The organism is Haloarcula salina, from assembly GCF_049603855.1.
GTDB classification, from domain to species: domain Archaea; phylum Halobacteriota; class Halobacteria; order Halobacteriales; family Haloarculaceae; genus Haloarcula; species Haloarcula salina_A.
Genome location: NZ_CP187146.1, coordinates 2,624,701 through 2,649,503, shown reverse-complemented (window position 1 = coordinate 2,649,503; position 24,803 = coordinate 2,624,701). Strand labels below are relative to the sequence as shown.

The 24,803-nt window shown below is 62.4% G+C and carries 17 protein-coding genes and 1 pseudogene; 6 read left to right on the top strand and 12 right to left on the bottom strand.

Going from position 1 to position 24,803, the window contains the following annotated elements:
* Positions 1-9: 9 nt before the first annotated feature.
* From ACOZ4I_RS13460 to ACOZ4I_RS13450, 3 genes are all read right to left on the bottom strand, one after another.
* Positions 10-2,181 (bottom strand): heterodisulfide reductase-related iron-sulfur binding cluster, encoded by a 2,172-nt coding sequence (locus tag ACOZ4I_RS13460; RefSeq protein ID WP_424000364.1) that lies wholly within the window; start codon positions 2,179-2,181, stop codon positions 10-12.
* A 209-nt stretch (positions 2,182-2,390) separates the two neighbouring features.
* Positions 2,391-4,136, bottom strand: coding sequence for a formate--tetrahydrofolate ligase (locus ACOZ4I_RS13455; protein WP_424000362.1), 1,746 nt, complete (start codon positions 4,134-4,136; stop codon positions 2,391-2,393).
* Between the two features lie 141 nt (positions 4,137-4,277).
* Positions 4,278-5,477: a DHHA1 domain-containing protein gene (locus tag ACOZ4I_RS13450; RefSeq protein ID WP_424000360.1), complete on the bottom strand. Its 1,200-nt coding sequence runs from the start codon at positions 5,475-5,477 to the stop codon at positions 4,278-4,280.
* 95 nt (positions 5,478-5,572) lie between these two features.
* Between ACOZ4I_RS13450 and folP the strand changes: the two genes are divergently transcribed.
* The 3 genes from folP (at position 5,573) to ACOZ4I_RS13435 (ending at position 8,957) form a co-directional block, all read left to right on the top strand.
* On the top strand, positions 5,573-7,969 hold the full coding sequence (folP, locus tag ACOZ4I_RS13445) for a dihydropteroate synthase (RefSeq protein ID WP_424000358.1): 2,397 nt from the start codon (positions 5,573-5,575) through the stop codon (positions 7,967-7,969).
* A gap of 25 nt (positions 7,970-7,994) precedes the next feature.
* Positions 7,995-8,222, top strand: coding sequence for a hypothetical protein (locus ACOZ4I_RS13440; RefSeq protein ID WP_424000356.1), 228 nt, complete (start codon positions 7,995-7,997; stop codon positions 8,220-8,222).
* A gap of 198 nt (positions 8,223-8,420) precedes the next feature.
* Positions 8,421-8,957, top strand: coding sequence for a hypothetical protein (locus tag ACOZ4I_RS13435; RefSeq protein WP_424000354.1), 537 nt, complete (start codon positions 8,421-8,423; stop codon positions 8,955-8,957).
* Positions 8,958-9,028: 71 nt separating this feature from the next.
* Here the strand turns inward: ACOZ4I_RS13435 and ACOZ4I_RS13430 are convergent, their stop codons facing one another.
* On the bottom strand, positions 9,029-10,789 hold the full coding sequence (locus ACOZ4I_RS13430; protein WP_424000352.1) for a BCCT family transporter: 1,761 nt from the start codon (positions 10,787-10,789) through the stop codon (positions 9,029-9,031).
* 400 nt (positions 10,790-11,189) lie between these two features.
* On the opposite strand from ACOZ4I_RS13430, the gene ACOZ4I_RS13425 reads away from it, so the two are divergent.
* Positions 11,190-11,351, top strand: a complete 162-nt coding sequence (locus ACOZ4I_RS13425; RefSeq protein ID WP_424000350.1) for a hypothetical protein — start codon at positions 11,190-11,192, stop codon at positions 11,349-11,351.
* A gap of 6 nt (positions 11,352-11,357) precedes the next feature.
* On the opposite strand, the gene ACOZ4I_RS13420 is transcribed toward ACOZ4I_RS13425, so the two are convergent.
* The 8 genes and pseudogenes from ACOZ4I_RS13420 to ACOZ4I_RS13385 form a co-directional block, all read right to left on the bottom strand.
* Complete coding sequence (locus tag ACOZ4I_RS13420; RefSeq protein WP_424000348.1) at positions 11,358-11,801, bottom strand: universal stress protein; 444 nt, start codon at positions 11,799-11,801, stop codon at positions 11,358-11,360.
* A 103-nt stretch (positions 11,802-11,904) separates the two neighbouring features.
* A complete protein-coding gene (gene ilvA, locus ACOZ4I_RS13415; protein WP_424000346.1) occupies positions 11,905-13,152 on the bottom strand; it encodes a threonine ammonia-lyase in 1,248 nt (415 codons plus the stop codon).
* A gap of 56 nt (positions 13,153-13,208) precedes the next feature.
* On the bottom strand, positions 13,209-15,761 hold the full coding sequence (locus ACOZ4I_RS13410; protein WP_424000344.1) for a GcvT family protein: 2,553 nt from the start codon (positions 15,759-15,761) through the stop codon (positions 13,209-13,211).
* A 299-nt stretch (positions 15,762-16,060) separates the two neighbouring features.
* A complete protein-coding gene (locus ACOZ4I_RS13405) occupies positions 16,061-16,441 on the bottom strand; it encodes a hypothetical protein (RefSeq protein ID WP_424000342.1) in 381 nt (126 codons plus the stop codon).
* Positions 16,438-17,577: an aromatic ring-hydroxylating oxygenase subunit alpha gene (locus ACOZ4I_RS13400; RefSeq protein WP_424004814.1), complete on the bottom strand. Its 1,140-nt coding sequence runs from the start codon at positions 17,575-17,577 to the stop codon at positions 16,438-16,440. The genes ACOZ4I_RS13405 and ACOZ4I_RS13400 overlap by 4 nt, the downstream gene beginning before the upstream one ends.
* A gap of 158 nt (positions 17,578-17,735) precedes the next feature.
* A complete protein-coding gene (locus tag ACOZ4I_RS13395; RefSeq protein ID WP_424000340.1) occupies positions 17,736-20,309 on the bottom strand; it encodes a GcvT family protein in 2,574 nt (857 codons plus the stop codon).
* Between the two features lie 405 nt (positions 20,310-20,714).
* On the bottom strand, positions 20,715-21,794 hold the full coding sequence (locus ACOZ4I_RS13390) for a pyridoxal-phosphate dependent enzyme (RefSeq protein WP_424000338.1): 1,080 nt from the start codon (positions 21,792-21,794) through the stop codon (positions 20,715-20,717).
* Between the two features lie 64 nt (positions 21,795-21,858).
* Positions 21,859-22,367, bottom strand: a pseudogene (locus ACOZ4I_RS13385) (IS5/IS1182 family transposase); the annotation flags it as partial.
* Between the two features lie 90 nt (positions 22,368-22,457).
* Here ACOZ4I_RS13385 and ACOZ4I_RS13380 point away from each other — a divergent pair.
* Positions 22,458-23,414: a succinylglutamate desuccinylase/aspartoacylase family protein gene (locus tag ACOZ4I_RS13380; RefSeq protein ID WP_424000336.1), complete on the top strand. Its 957-nt coding sequence runs from the start codon at positions 22,458-22,460 to the stop codon at positions 23,412-23,414.
* Between the two features lie 139 nt (positions 23,415-23,553).
* Positions 23,554-24,783: a hypothetical protein gene (locus ACOZ4I_RS13375; protein WP_424000334.1), complete on the top strand. Its 1,230-nt coding sequence runs from the start codon at positions 23,554-23,556 to the stop codon at positions 24,781-24,783.
* The last annotated feature ends 20 nt before the right edge of the window (positions 24,784-24,803 follow it).

Below are 24,803 nucleotides of genomic sequence, written 5' to 3'. Positions count from 1 at the left end.
TCTCGCCCGCTAACTGTCGGCCGGTCGTTGCACGGGCGATTCGACGCGGTCCGACTGCTCCTCGACCGCTTCGACAAGCAGCTCGGCCACGTCGACGATCTCGATCTCGTCCTCGTAGCCGCCGGTTTTGCGGCCGTCCTCGTACATCGTCAGGCACATCGGACAGGCCACGACGAATTTCTCGACCGCACGACCGGCGGTGGTGTCCTGTAATGCCTCCCGTAACCGTTCTTCACTCGGCTTCGGTTCGTCGTCGAAGTCCAGCCAGAGGCCGCCACCACCGCCGCCACAACAGAACGAATCGTCCCTGTTGCGGGGCATCTCGACGAGGTCACAGCCGGTCGCCTCGATCAAGTCCCGCGGTGCCGCGTACTCGTCGTTGTACCGGCCGAGATGGCAGGGGTCGTGGTAGGTGACTGTGTAGTCGAGTTCGTTGCCGGAGAGGCCGAGCGCCCCGGATGTCACCAGGTCCTCGACGACCTGCGTCCAGTGGAACACGGGCGCGCCGTCCCAGGACCCGTCGACTGGTGCGTCCATCATCGGGTCGTCCGCGAACTTCCCGAAGTCCACCTCGGGGTACTCGTTTTTGAACGTGTTGTAGGAATGGGGGTCCGTACAGACGATCTTCTCGAACTCGCAGTCCTCGAACGTCTCGACGTGGTGGCTGGCCTGCTGCAGGAAGAGGAACTCCTCGCCGGCGCGTCGGATGTCGTTCCCGTCGTACTGTTCGTCGTCGTAGAGGATCCCGTACTCCACGTCGGCGTGATCGAACAGCGTCGCCAGCGAACGTGCCACGGCCTTGTTTCGCTCGTCGAAGCTCGGGTAATCCCCGACGTACCAGAGGTATTCGACCTCGGTTTCGCGGGCGTCCGTAACATCGAACTCCAGTTCCGATGTCCACGCCCCGCGGTCGCGCTGTGGGTTCCCGAAGGTGTTGCCGTCCTGCATCACATTCTGGAAGGTGTCCTGTAGATTTGCGTCGACGTCGCCCTCGTCGACCAGCTGCCGGTTCAGCCGTGTGAACGACTTCAGATGCTCGATGTCCACCGGACAGGCATCCATACAGGCCATACAGGCCATGCACGACTCCATTGTCTGGCTATCGATAACGCTCGTCCCACCATCAGCGACAATTGGGATAGGCTCGCCGCCCGCGTTTCGATCCTCGCGATAGCCCTTAAGATCGAGGATCACGTTCCGCGGATCGAGGTCGCGCCCGGAGGCGTTGGCCGGACAGGCCGAGGAACAGCGCCCACACTTGGTGCAGGCGTCCTGATCGAGTCGGTCCTTCCACGTGAAATCGTCTATCGAGGCCGCGTTCGTCGCCTCTAGGTCCGACGGGATGCCGGGCAGTCGCCGGCCTGCGTCGTCGTCACGGGCAACGACGTTAGCGAACGAGGCGAGCATGTGAAACGGCTTCCCCTGCGGGATCGCCGCGACGAACACGAGCGCGAGCAGCGAGTGGGACCACCAGATAACGGGGTACACTGTCGCCGCGAGTTGTGGCGTCACTCCCGCACCTTCGAGGGCGATCGCGAGCCCCCAGCCGACGAAACTGACAGTCTCGAAGCTGGGGAATCCCAGTCCCAGAATGCGGATTCCCTCGGTGAGATAGCCCCCGATACCGAGGAAAAACAGGGTCCACAGAAAGAGGTCGTCTTCGAGGCCGGTGTGTCGGCTCAGGAGTCTGTCGGTTCTGGCGGCGTACCGACGATAGAGTGCGACGCCGAGACCGACGACGAACAGCAGCCCCATTGCGTCGACGACGAAGGAGTACGAGCGGTAGAACTGGCCCACGAAGAACGAATCGCCGGTGAGTGGGCGGTACAGGTCCATGTCGATACCCAGGATCGTCGTGGCGATGAGCAGGGTCAGAAACCCCCAGAGGATCATCGCATGCATCGCTCCGGCGACGAGATCACCCTCGAAGAGCGGCCGATTCGAAAGGACTGCCCTCGAAGCGCTGACCACCCGACGCGGCAGGTCGTCACGTCGGGGAAACTCGTCTGGCCCGCCGTCGAGATACTGCTGCACTCGGCGATAGCTACTCACGAGAAAGACAGCGATTGCGAGGGCGGCGAGATAGTAGAAGATTGCTTTCTGTATCGGTCCGATACGCCAGAACGACGGTCGTGTCACCTCACCGGCTGCCTGGAGTAGTATCACGGTATGTGGTATCATGGTTGATCTGCTAACAGCTCCGGACGCAGCGCTTCTCGCGCTGCCGATGTCAGATTTTGCCGGTCGGGCACCGAAGGACCTGTACCCTCAATTCTGCCGGCTTTGATAAGGGAAGCTTACCGCGATACGCACGGATACCGTTACTGGGGGCCGATGAAAACGGAAAACGCTACGCCGCGAAAGAAGAGCTGGGCCGCGTGTCCGGACCGTTAGAACAATCCGGAGATGTTGCCGTCTTCGTCGATGTCCATATCGGCGGCGGCCGGTCGGGCCGGCAGGCCGGGCATCGTCAGCGCGTCGGCCGTGAGGGCGACGAGGAAGCCAGCTCCGGCGGACGGGTACACTTCGCTGATTTCGAGCTCCCAGCCCTCCGGCGCGCCCTTCTGGCTCGCGTCGTCGCTCAGCGAGTGGAACGTCTTGGACATGACCACCGGGTAGTCGTCGAAGTCGAGCTCGTTCATCTGCTCGATATCGTCGAGCGCGCTCCCGGTGTATTTCACGTCGTCAGCACCGTAGATCTCGGTCGCGACGGTGTGAATCTTCTCCTTGATGCTGTCCTCCTCGTCGTACAGCATCTGGAAGTCCTCCTCGTTGCTCTCCTCGGTCGCCGCGATGACGTTCTCCGCGAGGTCGACGCCGCCTTCGCTCCCGTCGGAGAAGACGTTCGACTCTGCGGCACGGACGCCGAGGTCATCGCGGCAGTGATCCAGCACGGCCTGAATCTCCTCGTCGGTGTCGTCGGGGAAGCGGTTGATGGAGACGACGACCGGGACGCCGAACTTCTGGAGATTTTTCGCGTGCTTGTCGAGGTTCGAGAAGCCGGCCTCGACGGCTTCGACGCCGGCCTCGTCGATTTCGTCGTAGTCGACCGGCCACTGATCGAGGCCGTGGTACTTGAGTGCGCGAACGGACGCCACGAGGACGACGGCGTTCGGCGTCATATCGCCCATGCGACAGACGACGTCCATGAACTTCTCTGCGCCGAGGTCGGACCCGAAGCCGGCCTCGGTGACGAGGTAGTCACCCATGCCGAATGCGGTCTTGTCGGCGACCAGCGAGTTGGTCCCGTGGGCGATGTTGGCGAAGGGACCGCCGTGGACCAGCGCCGGCGTGCCCTCGATGGTCTGGACCACGTTCGGCTTGATGGCGTCCCGGAGCAGCATCGTTGCGGGGCCGGTCGCCTCGATGTCGTCGACCGTGACCGGGTCGCCGTCCTCGTCGTAGGCGACGATGATACGGCTGACTCGTTCCTTGAGGTCGCCGATATCGGTGGCCAGGCAGAGCACGGCCATCAGTTCCGAAGCGGCGGTGAGGATGAAGTTGTCCTCTCGCGGAGTCCCGCCTGTCTTGCCGCCGAGGCCGACGACCGTCTCTCGGAGCGCGCGGTCGTTCATGTCGATCGCCCGCGGCCATTCGACGTTGTTGATGTCGATATCGATGTCGTCTCCCTGCGAGATTTTCGCGTCCAGCATCGCCGCGATGAGGTTGTGCGCGGACGTGAGCGCGTGCAGGTCACCAGTGAAGTGGAGGTTGATGTCCTCCATCGGCAGTACCTGTGACCGGCCGCCACCTGCTGCACCGCCCTTGACGCCGAACACTGGGCCGAGCGACGGCTCTCGAATCGCGATCATCGCTTCCTCGCCGACGTGATTGAGCGTCTGCCCGAGGCCGACAGTCGTTACCGTCTTCCCCTCGCCTTTCGGGGTCGGCGTCATCCCGGTTACCAGAACGAGGTTCTGCTCCTTGTTTTCGGCCTGCTCACGGAGGCGCTCGATGGCGTGTTGTTTGACTTTCGCAGTGTATTCGCCGAAGTACTGGAGGTCGTCGAGCCCGAGCCCCCACGGCTCGACCAGCTCCCAGATCGGTTCCATATCGGTCGACTGGGCGATATCGTAGTCCGTTGGAATCGGATCTTGCGTCTCTTCTGCCGGGGATTGCTCGTCCTGTGAAGACATCTCGATTAGTCCTTCCCTGCACCGTCGTAATAATGTTAGTGTACCTGACACTACCGGGATAGGATGTGTTCGAGACGACCGATTTCCACATTGTGTAGTTTCGGTTATACGACTGGGTTTCTCGCGAGCCGACTAGACCGTTCAGTCGTCTCGCAGATACTCGACGACGGCCTCGGGCTCAGCGTCCAATCCGCCGCCCTGTGCGAGGGTCAGTTGGCCGCCGCCGCCACCGCCGAACTCCTCGGTCACGTCGTCGATAACGGTGTTCGCGTCCGTTTCGCCGTCCGTCCCGACGACGACGAACGTCGTCCCGTCCTGTCCGGCGAGGGCGACGATGTCAGCACCGAGATCTGCTCGGGAGCCGACGCGGTCCGCGACGGTGTTCGGATCGACCGCGTCGACAGTACCGACGAGCCACTCGTCGCCGTCCCGACGGTATGTGTCTTCGGCCAGCGCCGCTAACCGGGCGTCGAGGAGTTTCTCGCCGAGTTCGTCGAGTTCGCGCTGCAGTGCCTGCTTCTCCTCGAGCAGTTGCTCCGCCCGTCGTGCGAGAGAGTCAACGCTCGTATCGAGGACAGCCGCCGCTTGGGTGGCGTTGCGCGTTTTGTCGATCTGTCGCTCGATCGCCGACGAGCCGACGGCGTACTCGACGCGGACGAGATCCGCGCCGGGGTTGGAGACGTCGAGGACTTCTATCGGGCCGATCTCACTTGTGGTCCGGACGTGCGTGCCGCCACAGGCGGCGATGTCCCAGTCCCCGATCTCGACGATACGCACGGCGTCTGTCGGGTCGGCGTCGTCACCGAGGTTGAACACGATGTCATCTCGCTCGCTCGCGGCCTCGACGTCCATCTCGTACCAGTCCACGTCCAGATCGTTCCAGACCGTTTCGTTAGCCATCCGCTGGAAGGAAAGCGGGTTCACGTCGTCGCCGTCCGTCGTCTCGAAATCCAGCCGGATGGTGTTCTCACCGATATCGAACCCCCCGTACGCGTGATCGTCGAACAGTTTCCGCCCCGCTCCGTAGATGACGTGACTCGCGGTGTGGGCCCGCGTACTGTAGGTCCGTGCCGAATCGTCGATCTCGCCGCGAACTGTGTCACCCGCTTCGGCGTCGGGTTCGGACGCGAGCCTGTGGACGGTCACGCCCTCCTGTTTCTGGACATCGACCACGTCGACGCCGGCGAGCGTCCCCGTGTCGGCCGGTTGTCCGCCGCCTTCCGCGTAGAAATACGTCTCGTCGAGCGTGACTGTCCGTCCGTCGACGGTTCGCACTCGTGACTCGAAGGACCTGACGTACGGCTCCGCTGCTGCGAGGTTGACTGGTTTCGATTCGCCCATACGTTGCTTTTCTGGGCGTGCGCAAAAAATACCGTGCTATCGAGCGTGGGGTCGCTGGCGATAAATTAATCAGGCCGCCGCCCCCCAAATATGGTATGGAGTACCACGAGTCGGCGGACTACCTGCAGTCGTTACAGCGGCGGCGGCCCAAGCTTGGGACCGACACGACGGCGCGGATGCTTTCACACCTCGGGGATCCAAACGACAGTTTCGACAGTGTTCAGATCGCCGGATCGAACGGAAAGGGTAGTACCGCTCGCATGACCGAGAGTGTACTCAGAGCCGCGGGCCTCGATGTTGGGTTGTTCACCTCGCCGGGATTGAACGGATTTCGAGAGCAAATTACCGTCAACGGCGGCCGGATTCCGAAAGAACGCGTCGTGGAGTTCGTCGAACAGATCGAGCCCTGTATCGACCGCCTGGCCGCCGAGGACGACGAGCCGACACATTTCGAGGTACTCACTGCACTCGCACTCTACCACTTCGCCGTTGAGGACGTCGATGTTGCCGTTCTGGAGGTCGGTATCGGCGGGCGGTACGACGCCACGAGCGCGGTCGACCCGGTGGCGAGTGCTGTCACCAGTATCAGTTTGGAGCACACTGAGCTACTCGGCGATACAGTCGAGGAGATCGCCCGCGACAAAGCGCAGGTCGCGCCTCGGGACGCCCCGCTCGTGACAGGAACGACCGGCGCTGCCCTCGATGCGATCCAGGCGCTCACGGACACCGTCACTGTCGGCGGCGAGGGGGCCGACGTCACAGCCGTCGAGAACGGCATGCGCTCGGCGATCGAGAACCGCATCTCACTCACGGGACCGGACTGGTCGCTCGAAACGAACCTCAAACTGCTCGGCCAGCATCAGGCCGAGAACGCCGGCGTCGCCGCGACGCTGGCCCGCCAACTCGTCGACGTCGACACGGAGACGATCTCGGAGGGACTGCGGGCCGCGTCGCTGCCGGGTCGGTTCGAAGTCCGGTCGACGGACCCGATGGTCGTCCTCGATGGCTCGCACAACCCCGGCGCGATGGAGACGCTGACCGCGCTCCTCGAGCGGTACGAGTACGACGACCTGCACGTCGTCTTCGCTGCGATGCGTGACAAGGAATACGAGCAGATGATCGCGACGCTCCCGGCCGTCGAGACAGCGTTTGCCGCACGCCCGAGTATCGACCGAGCGGCGAGTACGTCGTCACTCGCTACCGCATTCGAGGGGCACGCGGCTCGGATCCAACAGGTCGAATCCGTTTCCGAAGCCACCGAGCGAGCGATAGAGATGGCCGACGATGACGACTTCGTCCTCGTGACCGGGTCGCTCTACGCAGTTGCCGAAGCCCGGGACCGATGGAGCCGACTGGTCGTCCCCAAAGAGGACTTCCAGCGGGCGTCTCTCGGCGGGACCAGCGGATCTGCGAGCGGATCCGACAGCCGCCAGTGTGTTTCGGTCACGTTGCGCCGCGACCAGGCGGACGCCGTGAAACAGCAGTTCGAGGCCTGTGGTGGGACCTGCACCTGCGCGACCGTCGGGATGCCGGAGAAGCTCGTCGACACGACGCTATCGGGAACGCCGGGACAGTTTCAGCGGCTCATCGACCGACTGTCGTCGGCTGGGTTCGGGCTGAGTCGACTCGCCACGCAGATCGAAGACGCGCTGTCTGCGGAGTCGTTTCAACCGCCCTTCGACGGCGACGAACCGGCCGTGATGGGTATTCTCAACGTAACGCCTGACAGTTTCTACGACGGCGGCGAGTACAACCGACTCGACCGCGCGGTCAGTCACGCAGAACAGATGATCGAGTCCGGGGCTGACATCATCGATATCGGTGGTGAGAGCACCCGCCCCGGGGCAGATCCGGTGCCCGTCGAAACGGAGATCGACCGGGTTGTGCCCGTTATCCGGGCCGTTTCGTCGCTCGATGCGACTGTCTCCGTGGATACCCGAAAAGCCGCCGTCGCGGACGCGGCGCTGGATGCCGGTGCCGAAATCGTCAACGACGTGTCGGGGCTGTCGGATCCCGAAATGCGGTTCGTCGTCGCTGACCACGACGCCTCGATAATCCTGATGCACAGCCTCTCCGCACCAGTCGACCCGGGCCGGTCCGTGACCTACGACGACGTCGTCGACGACGTGCTTCGAAACCTCAGCGAACAGATTCTGCTGGCCGAGCAGGCGGGCATCGACCGCGAACAGGTGATCGTCGATCCCGGCTGTGGCTTCGGCAAGGACGCCGCCGAATCGTTCGAACTCGTCGACCGACTCCACGAGTTCCACGCCCTCGGCTGTTCGGTACTCCTCGGTCACTCCCGGAAATCGATGTTTTCCGACATCAGCGGCGAGAGCGTGGACAGGCTCCCGCCCACGCTGGCAACGACAGCGCTGGCCGCTGAACGGGGGGTCGACGCCGTCAGAGTCCACGATGTCTCCGAGAACAACGCGGTGCTCGAGACGGTCGCAGCGACGGCACCGAGGGCGTCCGAGCCGCAACAACACTGATAGCCGTCCGGTCCGTTCGTACGGTATGTTCCTGTTCCAGGTACAGCTCGGAGCGGGCTTACTCGAATCCGTCGGGCAGATTGCGGCCCTCGCTGGGACCCTCGTTCTCGTGTTACTGCTGGTCGCCCTTGGGGCGTTCGCGTACAAGAGCCTCACGGGAGACGGTATCCGCTGGCCCGACGAATCGGAGGAGACTCCGGAAGACGACGGGGTCACACAGGGCGGCACCGACGACGAGTGGAAGTACTACTGACGGGCGGCCACTGCGAGGCCTCGCGAACTCGCTGTGACTGGATTCAGCGACACGTCGCAAGATTCCGTGTCCGGGCAGCGCCGACGCCGCGCACCGGGTGGTCGGTAGCTTTTCACGGCTACCCACGGAATGTCCCGTATGAGCTGTGAGGCAGTTGTCAGTGTGCCGAGATTCACGGTGGCTCTCGGGACACCTGTCGTGGCACAACTGGACGCGAGTGTCGCCAGCGAACTGTCCAGGCCGCTCCGGGGACTCGTTTCGTTCGTTCTCGTTCTCGTAATCGGTGCATCGGTGCTCAAACTGCGACGAGGATACGTCGACGAGTCCACCGATGCGATTCTGAACAGTCCGGCGACCGCCATCATCTACGGTGTCGCGGGGTACGTGATCGTCGGGGTCGTGAGTCTGTACGGGGCGACGACGTTCGCACGGCACAGTGTGGCTGGTGGCGCGCTGGTGCGGACCGCTATCCTCATCGGGAGTGTGCTCGTCCTGGGACTCACCGCGTTCGGGTTTCTCGTCGTCGGCACGCTGCTCACTGACGTCCTGCGTAGCCGTCGCCCCTGGTATGGGGTACTCATCGGAGCCTCGCTCAGTGCCGTTTCCTGGGTCCTGTTTTCGGCCGTCGGAAGTATCGCGTCCAGTCTCGCCATCGCCGCGTTCGGCATCGGCGGTGCTGCACGAGTCTGGATCCACTCCGAGCGGACGGTGGAGACAGAACTGGACGGCCGCTAACTGATCTCGCCCCCTGATTCCGGAGAGTGCCGTGGCTATCTGGTGGGTGGAAAACGCAGAAAGTAAGCGCCTCAATCGGTGCTCGTCGGAGTGTCGTCACTGCGGTCGGAGATGTCCGTCACCATCTCGTCGCCGGAAGTGACGATATCCATGTCCTCCCGTTCAGAGAGGTCCTGGATGGTTTCTGCGAACTCCTCGGACTCGAGTATCTGGTACTCGTTGTCGAGGCCCAGATACACCGTATAGCACATCAGGCACAGGATGAACGCGAACGGGAGTCCGGTCGTGATCGCGGCCGTCTGGAGTGCCGTCAGCCCACCACCGATGAGCAGAATGGACGCGACCAGGCCTTCGGTGACGGCCCAGAAGATCCGTTGCGCTCGCGGAACGTCGTGTTTCCCGCCCGAGGTCAGGTGGTCGATGACCAGTGACCCGGAGTCAGACGACGTGACGAAGAACGTGATGACCAGCATGGTCGCGAGCAGTCCGCTCACCACGCCGAGCGGGAACTGCTCCAGCAGGGCGAACATCGCGACGGTCTGGCCGAGCTCGTTGTAGGTCGCCAGTGCCTGTCCGTTCCCGACCAGGGAATTGAACAATGCGCTGCCGCCGAACACCGACAGCCAGAGCGTGGAGAACAGCGACGGGAGGAACAGCACGCCAAGGACGAACTCCCTGACGGACCGCCCCTTCGAAATTCGCGCGATGAACATCCCGACGAACGGCGACCACGCGATCCACCAGCCCCAGTAGAACACCGTCCAGGCCGTGGGGGTGCCGTTCGCTGCCTCGCCGAGCGTCCCAGTGAAGAACCCGAGCGCGAGGATGTTTCCGAAGTACGCGCCGAGACCCTCCACCCAGGTACCGAAGATGTACACCGTCGGACCCACGATAGCGAGGAACGCGAGCAGTGCGAACATCAGGTAGAGGTTGAGCGTACTCAGGCGCTTGACACCGCTATCGAGGCCCGCCGCAACCGAGGCGGTCGCGATGAGCGTGATGATCCCGATGAGCGCGACCTGGGGCCAGGTCCCCGTCGGAATACTCACCGCCCCGAGCATGTCTCCGCCCACGTAGGAGAGCCCCGTGTTGATCTGTGCGACACCGAGTCCCAGCGAGGTCGACAGTCCGAACAGCGTCGCGAACACCGTCACGAGGTCGATGATGTGGCCCGGCCAGCCGTAGATCCGCTCGCCCAGCAGGGGCCAGAATATCGACCGGAAGGTGAGCGGGAGCCCGCGGTTGAACGAGAAGAACGCGAGGCCCAGTCCCACGAGTCCGTACACCGCCCACGGGTGAAAGCCCCAGTGGAAGAAGGTCTGTGCCATCGCGGCGGACGCTGCCGCACCGGTCCCGGCCTCTGCCCCGAAGAAACTCGGGGGGTTCTGGAAGTAGTACAGCGGCTCCGAGACGCTGAAGAACATGAGACCGATCCCCATGCCGGCGCTGAACAGCATCGCCATCCAGGAGAAGTCGCTGAACTCCTTTTCGGCCTCGACGCCACCGATTTTGATGTTGCCGTACTTGCTGAAGGCGAAGTACAGCAAAGTGACGATGAACACGTTCACCGCGAGCAGGTAGAACCAGCCGAACGTGTCTCCGATGAAGTTGAACAGCCACGTGTACGCGGACGACGCGGCGTCACCCATCAGTACCGTCACTGCGATGAACAGCGCAATTATCGCCAGTGCCACCGGGAAGACTACTGGATGGATGTCGAAGCCGGCTGCCTGGATGTTCGTATCACCGGGTTCGCGGTCGGACTCCGGGTGAAACAGCTCTACCTGCAGCCCCTCCGACATCCCCCCGGTAGAGTCGTCACTGTCTGGCATACGTTACCCCTCTCGAACGCGGTACTGGTCTGTGTTGTCTCATTGTCGTGGTCACGGTCTTGGTGTGTTGTAGTGCGTCGCAACCGTCATGCAAGCCATCCCGGCGCAGTATGTCTGCATCACCCGCATCACGTTTGTCGCACTGTACTCGATCCGGCGGGACTGGGTGCCCGCACTCGAACGTGTCTTTATGTGCTATACACTCTCATACTTATCCAGTAATGCAAGTCTAATAAAAGTTCACTTTAGAACCCAATATTTGACGGACTGAAGCGTTGTACTGGTCCGCCTCGGGACAAATATAGGACATCTGTCATATTGTGGTTGCCACCGCCGACGCGGTCGCTCCTTCCCAGCGTAGATGCGCGTTTTTATTTCGGATTCCTGCCTAACTGCTACTATGGGACAGCTACTGGCGACGGGGGCGGCCGCAGTGGCGGCACTCCTCATGGGCGTCGGACTCGTCGGGATGACGGCGGGAGACTTTCGGCTCGCGGGATTCAGCTTTCTCAGCGCGAGCCTGGTGATCTACATCAGAGAGACCAGGTTGGTAGCTGCGTGACCGCGGTCAAATTTCGTCCATGCTCATCCGCTGACTGATGACTGGGACGGTCGAACTCCGGACGACCCTGTCCGTCGTTCCACCGAGCAGATTCCCGAGCTTCCCGCGGAACGCCGACCCCAGGACGATTGCGTCCATGCCCTCTTGCTCGGCGAAGTCGACGATTTCCTCGCTCGGTCCCCCGCTCCGGAAGTGCGTCTCGTAGTCCACCCCGTGTTCTCTGGCGACGTCACCGAGGTTCGACAGGATCTCCTCCCCGTACTCCCGATATTCCTCGCGCATCTCCTCTTCGTCGTCTCTAAGCGAAAGCGCGCGGGGCGTGCCCGGCAGGTCGATTACGTACAGTGCGTGGACCGTCGCACCGAGCGCGGCGGCGAGTTCGATTCCGTGCTCTGCTCCCTTCTGGGCCTCATCGCTACCGTCGTACGGGACGAGTATGTGGTCGTACATGGTACCTGACTCACTCGTATTTCCCCCACAAACCTGTTATAGGTTTCCCCCACTCGAGCGTCGAATCTTCGGTCTGAGCGACCCCAGCCGACACTGCGACGCGTTACGCTTTCCGCGCCACGTTGTCGACGGGGTATCCCGCGTCGCGAATCGCCGTGATGATCGCCTGTGCGTGCTCGGCACCGCTCGTCTCGACGTTGAACACGAGGTAGGCCTCCCCGATCTCCAGATTGTCGACGGACCGTTCGTGGCGTACGTCGTGGATGTTCGCTCCTTGCTCGGCAATAACGCCCGAGATCTCCTCCATCACACCGGGATGGTCGTCGATACGAACCCGGAGTTGGAGGAGCTGTTGACGTTCCGTCAGCGCATGGATGAGAACCTCACGCATCTGTGTCATGTCGAGGTTGCCGCCACAGAGCAGCGGCATTACCGTTTCGCCCGACACGTCGAGGCTGTCGCTCAGGATGGCGGCCACGGAGGCGGCCCCCGCCCCTTCGACGACCTGTTTGGCCCGTTCCATCAACAGGAGTATCGCCTGTGCGATATCGGTGTCCGAGACCGTTACGACCTCGTCGACGTTCTCCTCGATGATGTTCAGTGTCGTCTCGGAGATACCGCCGGTAGCGATGCCGTCGGCGATCGTGTCGACCTCGTCGAGAACGACCGGGATCCCCTTGTCGAGGCTCTCGTGGACGGTTTCCGCCCCGGTCGCCTGGACACCGACGACGCGCGTCTCGGGCGAGAGGTGCTTGATCGCGGTCGAAACCCCGCTGATGAGTCCGCCGCCACCGATAGGGACGACGACCGTATCGGCGTCGGGGCAGTCGTGGTACATCTCCGTGCCGAGGGTTCCCTGTCCGGCGATGATGTCCAGGTCGTCGTAGGCGTGCACGAACGCGGCGTCGGTCTCTTCGACGACGCCCTGGGCGTGAGACATCGTCTCCTGGAAGTCATTGCCGACGAGTTCGACGGTCCCGCCGTACCCTCTGGTGGCATCCACTTTCGCCTGCGGCGCGTTCTCCGGCATGAAAATCGTCGAGTCGGCCCCGCATTTCGTCGCGGCGAGGGCGACGCCCTGCGCGTGGTTGCCGGCGCTGGCGGCGACGAACTCCTCGACGCCGTCTTCAACGTCCTGTGAAATCTTGTTGTACGCACCGCGCGTCTTGAACGACCCTGTCCACTGGAGGTGTTCCATCTTCAGGTACACCTCGGCGTCGACGAAGCTCCCGAGCGACGTGCTTCGCTCGACCGGCGTCTTCTTGACGACGGTGTCGTCGTCTAGGCGTTCGCGGGCTCGTTCGATCTCTGCGTACGTGAACGGTAGCGTCTCCGATTCGGTTTGTGTCATGTGTTCGTGTCGTGTCGGGTCTTATCCCGACGTCGTTGGTTCGGTGCGCTGGTGCATCATCTGAGGATGCGCTCTCGAGCGGGGTCGAACAGCGGTTCGTCCCGCACCGTCGCGTCGTAGGTCTCTCCCTCACACTGTATCTGGACCGCGGTGCCGGCTTCGGCGTACTCGGTCGGGACGTAGGTGTAGGCGATGGATTCGCCGATGCTGTAGCCGTAATTCCCGGCCTGTACGTAGCCGATTGCCTCCCCGTCTTTCAGCACTGGGCGGCCACTGAGCACGATGTCAGTGGAGTCGTCCAGCGTGAGCGGCGTGATCTTGCTGTCGATGCCCTCACGTCGAGCGGTCTCCAGCGCCTCCTTGCCGATGAACTCCGTGTCCATGTCGACGGCGAAGGGCAGGCCGGCCTCGAAGGGGTTCGAGTCCGTGTCGATGTCGGTCCCCCAGAGCCGGAAGCCCTTCTCCAGGCGCATGGAACTGAGCGCGCCGCCGCCCATCGGTCGGACGCCCAGGTCCTGGCCGGCCTCCCAGAGTGTCTCCCAGAGTCGCTGTCCGTACTCCGTGGGAGCCCACAGCTCCCAGCCGAGTTCGCCGACGTAGGAAACCCGCAGGGCGATGACCGGCACGTCGCCGACGTACATCTGTTTGGCACGGAAGTACGGGAAGCCGCTGTTTGTCACGTCCGCGTCGGTACACCGCTGGAGCAAGAGCCGGGCGTTCGGACCCCAGAGGCCGATCGTCGATTTCGCGCCCTCCTCGATGTGGACCGACACCGTCTCGGGGGCCTCGTCTTCCAGGTGGCCGCCGTGGATGCCGGGGGAGTTGCCGCCGCCGGTCGTGACCATGAACTCCTCGTCGTCGAGTTTGACGACGGTGATGTCCGCGAGGATGCCGCCGCCCTCGTTCAGCAACAGCGAGTAGCGGACCTGCCTGGTCTCGATGTCCATGTCGTTGCTGCAGACCCGCTGGAGGAACGCCTGGCTCCCCTCGCCTTCGACCATGATCGAGCTGAACGTCGTCATGTCGAACATCGACACCTTCTCGCGGGTGTGGAGGTGCTCTGCGGCCTCGATCTTCGAGCGGTTGATGCCCTGCCAGCCGTCCTGGTCGGGGATCCGGTCCTCGTAGCGCTCGACCAGGTCGCTGTTGGACTCGTACCACTGCGGGGTCTCCCAGCCGCCGCTCTGGTAGAACTCCGCGCCGAGTTCCTTCTGCTGGTGGTAGAACGGACTCGTCCGGAGCGGCCGGTGGTCGTCGGGCTGCCAGCGCGGTTCGACGATGCTGTAGACCTGTTCGTAGCGCTTGGCTCCGCGGTCGACGAAGTAGCCTTTCTCGCCCGCGTGAGGCTCGAATCGACGGACGTGAATGCCACCGGTATCGACCGGTCCGGACGGCAGTCGGGGCGTGCCGTTCTCCATCCACTCTGCGAGTATGCGGCCGTACCCGCCGGAGTGGGTCCACCAGATGGCCAGTCCGGTCCAGAGCCCGTCGACCTGTGCCGTCTCGCCGACGGCCGGCATGCCGTCGGGCGTGAACACGAAGATGCCGTTCTCGGTCGCCTCGTAGTCTACGTCCTGGGTCGCCGGCAACAGTTCGTCGAAGGCCTGCTTGGCGGACTTGTCCCGTCCGCGGTGGGTCGGCGTCTCCCAGTGTTCCTTCGTGAACCCGCGAACTGAGGCCTGGTGCTCCTCGGAGTTCTTGCCCATCGCCTCGGGGTCCACCGAGAGCGTCTCGTGGTTGTAGGATCCGAGTCCGAGCGCGTCGCCGTGGGTTCGGAAGTACAGCGAGTGGTCCTGGTCGCGGCCGACCGGCTGGTGTGGCCCCTCGCTCATGTACTCCGCGATGGAGCGGTCGCCGGGCACCTCCAGCCCGGTCGTGTTGTCACCGACCGAGGTCTCTGCGTCGGCGAGTTCCTCCATCGGTTCTGTGACGACGTACTGGTGTTCGACCGGCGCGATCGGCAGGTCGAGCCCGGCGAGCTGGCCGGTCTGGTAGCCCCAGTTGTTCGTCGCGATGACCGCTCGATCGCAGTCGATGCGACCCTGGTCCGTCTCGACGGCGTTGATTTCGCCGCCCGAGACGTCCAGATCAGTGACCTCCGTGTTCCCGTAGAACGACGCCGAGGAGTTCTCCATGTACCACTGGAGCGCACCGATGCCGTCGACGCGCCCGTCGGTCGGAGAGTAGTAGCCGCCGAGGATTTCGTCTTCGTCGACCAGCGGGAGGTGTTCGGTTACTTCCTCTGGTGAGAGCAGTTGCGGTTCTGGCAAGCCATAGGAAGTGGCCCACTCGACGCGCCGCCGGAGGAAGTCCATTCGTTCCTCACTGCGGGCGATTTCGATGCCTCCGACTTCATCGTAGACGCCCGCATCGGAAAGCAATCGACTGGTGTAATGGGCCGCCTTCGTCTGAATCTTCGACGGCGAGGTCTGGAACATGATGCCGGGCGCGTGAACGGACGAACCACCGGTGACCGGGAGCGGTCCCTGGTCGATGACGGCGACGTCCTCCGCGCCGAGTTCCGTCAGGTGATACGCGACGCTACACCCGACGGCTCCGGCACCGATGATGACGGTATCCGCCCGAGAAGGGGGAGTCTCTGTGCTCATGTATCTCGTTCGAGACTGCTTCTGTCACAAGTATAAAAACACCGATGGACCGAATATTCGATTCACATTTTCTGGGGGTAGAGCGCTCCTATCTCGGATATTTGGCAAAATGAGGGTTCGTGACGAGGTGGTTTGCAGTACGGGTCACGTCGAACCACAGTATTCTACACAGCTAACAGTTTCTGGTATCCGAGTCGAGACAGCAGGAGTGAGAAACGACGCGGCTGCTGCTGTGCGTGTCCCAGGAACCGAGTAGCCCGCCGCAGGAAATCGCGACCGAGATGATGGTTTTCGACCCGTCAGACCGGCCGGAGGTGATCGGAGCGCGGTTCCCAGAGCGCCCCCTCCATCCGCAAGTCGTACACCTCGGCGACCGTGTCACCGACGGTCCAGCCCTGTTTGCTCATCGCGGCGGTGAGGATCCCAAGCGGAACCCCGTTCTGGAAGGACTCGTCTAGCGCCTGGAGGACAGTTTCGAGACTGTCCGAGTCCGGAGCCTCACTGACAGCCTGATGATCCGCGAAGACCCATTCGAGATCCGTGTCCAGCAGTCCCTGCTGGCGTCGATAGACCGCGACCACCTCGTTGGCCGTCGACGCTTCGATGCGGTCACCTGTCTCGGTCGACCGCGCGACGAACGGCACGTCCGCTCGCTGATCTGTCCGTGACACCGAACTCACGCTTCGTAGGCCTCCTGTGCGAGACGATGCAGTTTGTGGACGGTGTGCTCGTTCGGTCCCAGTTGTGCCTGAGCAAGCGCTCCCGACTGCAGCCCTTCGTACTGGCGTTCGACGAGTTCGAAGTCCTCTTCCTGCAGTTGGCGGCTCGTCTGAACGAACTCCTTTTCGTCGTCAGTCATCTCTGCGGAACTGAAGTAGTAGTCGGCGATCAACTGGAACCGGCCCTCCTCGATCGGGTCGATGATGTACGTCCCGTACCCGTCGGCCGTCCCGTACATGTTCACCGTGAAGTTCGGCCAGAAGTAGTAGAACTTCGCCTCTTTCTCTTCGTGAATGCGCAGTTCGTCGTCGACGTCTTCGTCGTGGGTGTAGTGCAGGATCCAGTGGTAGTCGTTGACTTCGAGGTTGGATTCGTCGAGTTCGATGTCGGTTATCCAGTCCTGGTGGTTGGCGTGGCAGTGGTCGCACTCCGAGTAGTTGCCGGCGAACGTCTTCCAGTTGCAGTCGACTTCCGACACGTACCGCGCCGCGTGTTCGTACTCCTCAAGAGGCATGTCTTCCAGCTCTGTTTTCAGCGACCCCGCCTGCTCGGCCAGCGGCATCGGGTCGTCGGCGAAGTTGAGGAAGACGAACGGTCCGATCTGGTCGGTCTGGACCTCGTTGAGACCGTTTTCGTCCGCATCCAGACTGCAGACCTCGTCGTCGTCCAGCTCCGGGTTGAGCCCCGCCTCCTCGAAGCTCTTTGGCGTGCTTTCGAGGTCGCCGTCCAGGTCGTACGACCACATGTGATACGGACAGCGGATGCGACCCATGTTTCCGGGATTGGTCATGGGCGTATCTTCGACCATCTTCGAACCGCGGTGTGCACAGACGTTGAAGAACGCGCGGACCTCGTCGTCGTGGTCACGGACGATGATCACTTGCTTGTCGCCGATAGTCCGCGTGAAGTACGCTCCCGTCTCCGAAATTGCGTTCGCGTGTCCGGCGTAGACCCAGTATCGACCGAATATTTTCTCTTTTTCGAGTTCATGAATATCCGGCTCTGTAAAGTATTTTGCCGGAAGTGCGTTCGTTTCGTCGGTAATGTCTGGACTTACTGGCGCAATATCGTCATTGGATACACTCCACCTTGTCATGCGTGTGTTTCTGCACACGTTATCCACATGACCATTTCCCATTGGTAGTACACCCATTTATCCCGTGCCGACAGCGCGTTGCGGGGCGCGCGTCTACTGGGCTCAGTCACTGTAAAAAACGGCCGCCAGGGACGGTACCTGGTGTTCGTCGTCCAGTCTCAGGAGACGAGCGGTTCCTCGCGAACGGTCGCGTCGTACCGCTCGCCTTCGTAGAGGATCTCGACGCTGGTTCCGGGTTCGGCGTACTCCGGCGGGAGGTACGTGTACGCGACGCAGGCACCCTCGGTGTAGCCGTACTCGGCGCTGTGGAGGTAGCCGATGACTTCGTCGCCGTCGTACACCGGCCTGTCGTCGAGCACGACGGCGTCCGGATCGTCGAGAGTCAGGCAGGCGACTTTGTGGTCGATGTTGTCACCGTCGGCCGCCGCTGCGACGGCCTCCTTCCCGATGAAGTCGGTTTCGAGGTCGACGGCCCAGCCGAGGCCGGCCTCGTAGGGGTTGTGCTCCGTGTGGAGGTCCTCCCCCCAGAGGCGGAATCCCTTCTCGATTCGGAGCGAGTCCAGCGCGCCGTTGCCGTAGGGACGGATCCCGTACTCCTCTCCGGCCTCCAAAATGTGCTCCCAGAGGCGTTCGCCGTACTCCGAGGGCGTGTAGAACTCCCAGCCGAGTTCTCCCGCATAGGAGACCCGAAGCGCAGTGACGGGGACGTTCTTCACGAAGAACTGCTGGCTCGTGAAGAACGGGAAGGCGTCGTCCGAGAGGTCGACGTCGGTGACCTTCGACAGGACCTTCCGGGCGTTCGGCCCGGTGCAGACCATCGCCGCCAGACTGGAGGTCACGTCGTTGACCACCACGTCGTCGGGGGACTGCTCGCGCACCCACGCGACGTGGTTGTTCCCGACCTCGCGCCCCGTCGTCAGTAGGAGGTAGCGGTCCTCGTCGGTCCGGGTGACCGTGATGTCGGCCCGGACACCGCCGCCCTCGTTGCACATCAGCGTGTACTTCACGTCGCCCACGTCGATGTCCATGTCGTTCGTACAGAGGTACTGGACGAACTCGCCGGCGTCGCTCCCGATGACCTCCATCTTGTTGAAGGAGGTCATGTCGTGAAGCCCGACGTTCTCCCGGACGTTCAGCGCCTCAGCGCCCTCGATTGGCGACCAGTACTTCGCCTCCCACCCTTCGCGCTCGGGAATCCGGTCGCCGTACCTCGCCAGCAAGTCGGCGTTGGAGTCGAACCAGTGGGGTTCCTCCCAGCCGGCTTCAGCCCACAGTTCGGCGTCGTACTCCTTGTGCGTGTGGTACATCGGCGTGCGACGGATCTCTCGCTGCTTGTCGGTCCACACCCACTTCGGGTGCATGATGTTGTAGACGATGCGGTACTCCTCACCGCCGATGTCTCGGGCGAAGTCCCAGCTCCCCTCGTGGTCGTCGAACCGGTTCACGTCGCAGTGGGCGAGGTCGATGGGTCCGTCGGGCAGTCGCGGGACGCCGTGTTCCATCCACTCGGCGAGGGCCTTCCCGGCACCGCCGGCGTGGGTGACCCAGATGGCCGCCGCCGTCCAGAGCCCGTCGTACTCCTGGACGGGCCCCATCACGGGGAGCCCGTTCGGCGATTCCGCGAACATCCCGTTGTACTTGTGTTCGAGTTCCTTGCCGGCCGTCGCGGGAAGCAGCTCGTCGCTGGCCTGTCGCGGGGCCTTGTCCGGCCGGTCCGGATGGGTCGCGTTGTCCATGTGATAGTCGGTGAACTCGTGGACGGACCCCTGTTCGCCGTCCGGGTCGTTCCCGCCGAGCTCCTGTGGGTCGGGCACGATGGGCTCGTGGTTGTACGAGCCGATGCCGTAGGCGTCCCCGTGGTTCCGGAAGTACATCGCGTTGTCCTGGTCGCGGAGGATCGGCCGGTCGGGACTCACGAGGAGCCGCTTGGCCTTCTCGCCGGAGACGTTCTCGTAGTTCTCGAACAGCGGGTGGTCGGTGATGTCGACCGCGCTGTCGGCCAGTTCGTCGAGCGATTCCGTCACCGTGTACTGGTGCTCGACGGGCGTTACCGGCAGGTGAACGCCGAGCTTCTCGCCGAGCTGTCGGGCCCAGATGTTCGTCGCGACGACGACCTCGTTACACTCGATACTACCATTTTCCGTCACGACGGCCTGGACAGAGCCGTCCTCGGTCTGTACGTCCTCCGTGCGCGTGTGGGGAACGAACTGCGCACCGCGGTCCATGGCTTCTCTGGCCAGCGCGTCGCAGGCGACGACGCCCGACACCTGGCCGTCCGTTGGCGAGTAGTAGCCGCCCTTGATCTGGTCAGCGTCGACCAGCGGGAGATGCTCGGTGACTTCCTCGGGCGAGAGCAACTGCGGGTCCTCGATTCCCCAGGCCTCAGCGTGTTCGACGCGACGCTGGAGAAAGTCCATGCGTTCCTCGCTGCGAGCGACTTCGATGCCGCCCGTCTCGTTGTACGCCTGGTGCCCGTCCGCTCCCTCGAGGTCCGAGTACAGACGGCGACTGTAATCCGCAAACTGACTGAGAACCTTCGGCTCTGCGGTCTGAAACATGATTCCGGGGGCGTGCGTCGACGATCCGCCCGTGGTGGGCATCGGCCCCTGATCGACTACGACCACGTCTTCCCGGCCGAGCGCCGTCAACTGATAGGCGATGTTGCAACCGACGATTCCAGCACCGACGATGACGGTGTCTGCCTGAGTGGGCAGGCTATCGCTAGGCTCCATAACTCTGTATGGCGTGTCTCGAGGCCAGGCAATATAGTTACCGCCCGGCCGTTCTCGTTTGCAAAGTGACAACAAATTATGATTTGGTGTTTCAGGATAACATGGGTACTGTTGTTAATACATTTCCGTTGCATGCGGTGGTTGCTGCTTCCAGTCAGCGGAGATTGGAGGTGACGACGCGCGATCTTGTTTTCCAAGTTATGTGTTATCGTTTCTCTGCATGGAACCCGGATACGGTAGTTCTCGTGGCCGGTCATCGCTCCGGGTAGCAGGAAGTGGGTGCATCGAGTCACGCCCACGACGGTACTCCCGGTAGGCCCTGTTGCAATCCTATCGTTCCAACAGTGTCTCGCTGGAATAGCCGTTCGGTAGGTGTGCGAACGTATCGACGAGCGTACCGTCTGGTTACATCTTTAACCCATGCCCTGTGAGTGGCATCACCACGTCTGCATCTGGCCCAAGCGTTCCGCGTTCTCGATACGCCGCAAGTGCCGCAGGAGCGATCGCTGAGGTCGGTTCCACGTAGAACCCGTGTGAGTGGAGCCGGTCTAACTCTGTTTGCACATCATCTTCCGTGATCGCAATCGCATCACCGTCGGTCTCAGCAATCGCATTCAGGAGTTGTTGTTTTCGTGTTGGCTCCCGTATATGGACGCCATCTGCGACATCGTTCTCGCTCTCGGGGACTGCGTTGAGTTCGCTCGCAATCGGGGCATATCCTGCGGCTTGCGCGCCGAGCAGACGTGGCACTGTATCAATCCACCCTGCTTCGGACAACGCCTTGAATCCACGGTACGCGCCCAGGAACAGCGTTCCATGGCCGAGTGGCATCACGATCGCGTCAGGGACGTTCCAGTCACGTTGGAGTGTGACTTCATACGCGAACGTCGCCGTCCCAGCAGAGAACGCTGGACTCCACGAGTGACTTGCGTACCATGCATCGCCCGATTCGACAGCCTCGATGCATGCATCGGTCGCGGCTTGGCGTCCGCCTTCGATTCGAATCGGTGTGGCACCGACCCGTTCGATTCCTCGTAGCTTCCCCTCTCTTACAGAGGCCGGAACGTAAATCTCTGCGTCGAGTCCAGCGTGAGCCGCATAGGTTGCGATGGCAGCCCCTCCGTTCCCCGATGAATCTTCGACGACTCGATCCGCGCCACACGCAATTGCGTGGCTGATTGTCGTGGTCGCACCCCGATCTTTGAAACTGCCCGTTGGCGAGACGTATTCGAGTTTAAACTGAGCATCCCATGTCGATGATGAAACCAGCGGCGTCATTCCTTCGCCGAGAGAGACGCCTTTCTCAACCGGAATGAACATGTCGAACGACCAGAGTCCGTCTCGGGTATCGAACTGACCGGGGTCTGGCCGGTCGGATGCCGGAAGCGGTTGGTGAGTGAAGTCAAGGACGCCACCACACTCACATCGCCACTGATCGGTGTACGTCCGCCCACACGAAGAACAAACAAGTTCGGGAGTATCCATGGACTCATCTGGTCATGTATCACGGAGAACCTTTTCGGTGTGTAGCAACGTAGCTATTACTGCGCGACGGTGAAATCTGTGAGTCGTGTTTTCGTGTCGTCGTTACGTGTCCGTCGAGAATCGCGTTCGACCTTGTATCTACGAGAAGCGTGACTTTCAACTGCTGAATCGTCAATTCGCTCGCTTCGTGTAGTGTTTCGAGGCGTGTCTCCGGTCAAAACCGGAGGCGTCGATTCCGACGACACCGTTGGTCGGGAGAAGCGTGGCCGAGTGGTTGAGAAGGACACGCCAGACAGCCATGTTGAGGCGGTTGAACGCTTTACACAGCGTCGAGGGAGAGGGGAGTTCCTCAGGCTCGATAGCGCTCTGAATCCGAGGCAGTTCGATAAGTTCGTCCAGAAGCGTCCGGTACGTTGCATTCTTCCGTACTTTGAGACAGAGGAGGACGATGTGCTGGTGGAGTGTGTACCGGCGCTTCGAGAATTTTGCAGAGTAGCGGGTGACGGTACGCCGGGCCAAGTGAAATGCCTGCTCAACGAACCGGAGCAACTGCGATTTTGGGAGGGCTTGCATCCGGTCAGACTACCTGGCGTATCTGTAACTCTTTGAGGATTTCAACAGAGCCTCCCGGTATTTTTTGTTTGCACGTCACTGGGAATCGATATGGAATACGCGCCCGTTACACATACGTCGACCGACCGACGGCTCGGCCGCTTGCCGTCGGGTCGGGACGTGTCCGTGACCGTCCACAGATATATCGGTGGAGACGGACCGACTGTGTACATCCAGGCGGCCCAGCACGGTATCGAACTCAACGGCCCAGCCGCGTTGCGGCGGCTTCACGACCTCCTGATCGAATCGACTATCGCCGGCAGCGTCATCGTCGTTCCGGTGGTGAACCAACTCGCGTTCGACCACCGATCGTACATGACTCCCGGCGAGTACGATGTGATGAACCCCAATCTGAACCGTGTCTGGCCGGGAACTGCATCTGGGAGTCTACAGGAACAGTTCGCGGCTCGCCTGTGGGAGCTTGTGGAAGACGCCGACGCAGCGGTCGACCTCCACACCGGCACGGCAGACATGCTCGAACACGTCAGGTGTCTTGTGGGAGACCCGGTCGCCGAGCGCCTCGCCGAAGTGTTCGGCACGTCCTACAGGCTCATCGACAGCTCCGAGGATGCCAGCGACGAGAGGAGGAACGGGACGTTCCGTGCCGCGGCGTCGGCGGCGGGTATTCCGGCCATCACCGCCGAGTTGTCGAACAGTCGGCGAATCGCACAGGACGCGGTTGCGGCCGGGGTCGACGGCATACAGAATCTCCTGCGTGAGCGGGCCGTCCTCCCAGCAGCGCCCGCCCCTCAGGCTGAACAAACGGTGCTTCGAAACGACGCGGAGCCGGTGACCGCGTCGGCATCAGGCTTGTTCGAATGCCGGTCTGATATCGCCGTCGGCGACACAGTCGACGCCGGTGAGAAACTGGGGACCGTCTACGACCCGTCCTCGTTCGAACAACAACAGGTAGTCTCGGCGACAGAACGTGGCGTCGTGTTCTCGCTTGCCAGAGAGTCTGTCGTCGTGACGGGCGAGCGTCTCGCGGGGATTGCGACCCAATGCTGATCGACGAGGTGTTCGACGAGCCTCATCCGCCCCACGCGACACACGTGGTCTGATTGCCTCAGTTTCACGGTAGTTTATAAATGGGTTAGCTATTCCGCACATATCTCTACAGCATAACGTGTCATAGTCACTCAATAACATGGAAATCCACAACGCGTTCCGGGCGCTCGCGGAGGTCATCGATGCGTACGAATCACGCGGTCGGTCTATCCAGACCGTCGAAGCAACCCCAGCCGATACGAGTGCTGCGGTCCTCGACGTGACGGTATCGATGCCGGTCTCTGTCTGTTCTGGCGGTGGTGCTGCGGATGGGCTCACGCCGAAGAACGCGATGCTGACCGACAGCGGCGATCTGAAAGTCGAGTTCTCACCGGCAGCCACTGACCTCCCGCATATTACCGACGCATCACTGTCGGTCAACGACGTAGCGGCTGCTGTCACCGACGATGGCCTGTCCCTGACTGTCGACCTGACAATCGACGCGACGGCCGAGCCAGACGAGACGGCCAGCGTGGACTGCGGACCGGATCAGGCTAACACTGCGGAAGCAGCAACCGTCGGTTCGGTACCGTCGGCCGCCACGGACGGCAGTGGCTCACGCGGCGCTTCGGATGTCGCGGATACGCAGTCTGCGCTCGCTGGAGACGACGAGTCACCAGCGTGTTCGCGGCCCGACGGCGGGGCGACGGACGAAGCCCAACCTGACCACGAGTCCGACGAGGAATCGGACGCGTTCGCCGCTGTCCGTGATGAATCCGTGCCACCGTACGAGGATTCGGACTACCTGCAAGCGCTGTACGACGAGTGCGAGAACTTTAGGGAGATCGCAGAGCAGATCCAGATGGATGTCTCCTCCGAGACGGTCCGTCGGTACATGATCGAGGCGGACATCCACGTTCCGAACACCTACAACACGTCTGGTGAGGACGGGGACTCCGCGACCGAGGCAGACGAACCGGCCGATTCGGCGAGTCAGTCCGCGGCCGACGACGAGGCGGAGCAGGCCAGTGTGGCCGCGGCCGACGACGAGGCTGAACGAGCCAGTGTGACCGAGCCCGTCGCCGCCGAATCAGCGGGCCTCGGTGACGAACCGGCCGGGGATCTCCCCGACGAGCAACTCGTCACCGACGGACTCGGACTCCCGGCCGACGTCCAACTCCGCGACGTTGCGGACGCAGTGGTCGATTCGGAGACGGTGTACGAGGTCCAGCGACGACTGCGTCTCGACCGACCCCAGACCCGGGAATTACTGGAAGAACTCAATCTGTTAGATCTCGTCTTGGGTCGACTCGTCGACGAGCCGGATCGTGCCGTCTCGTACGAGACCGTGGCTACTCGAATCCGTCAGTGTACGCCCCACAGCGCGTGAGTGGGCGACCTCCTCATTTA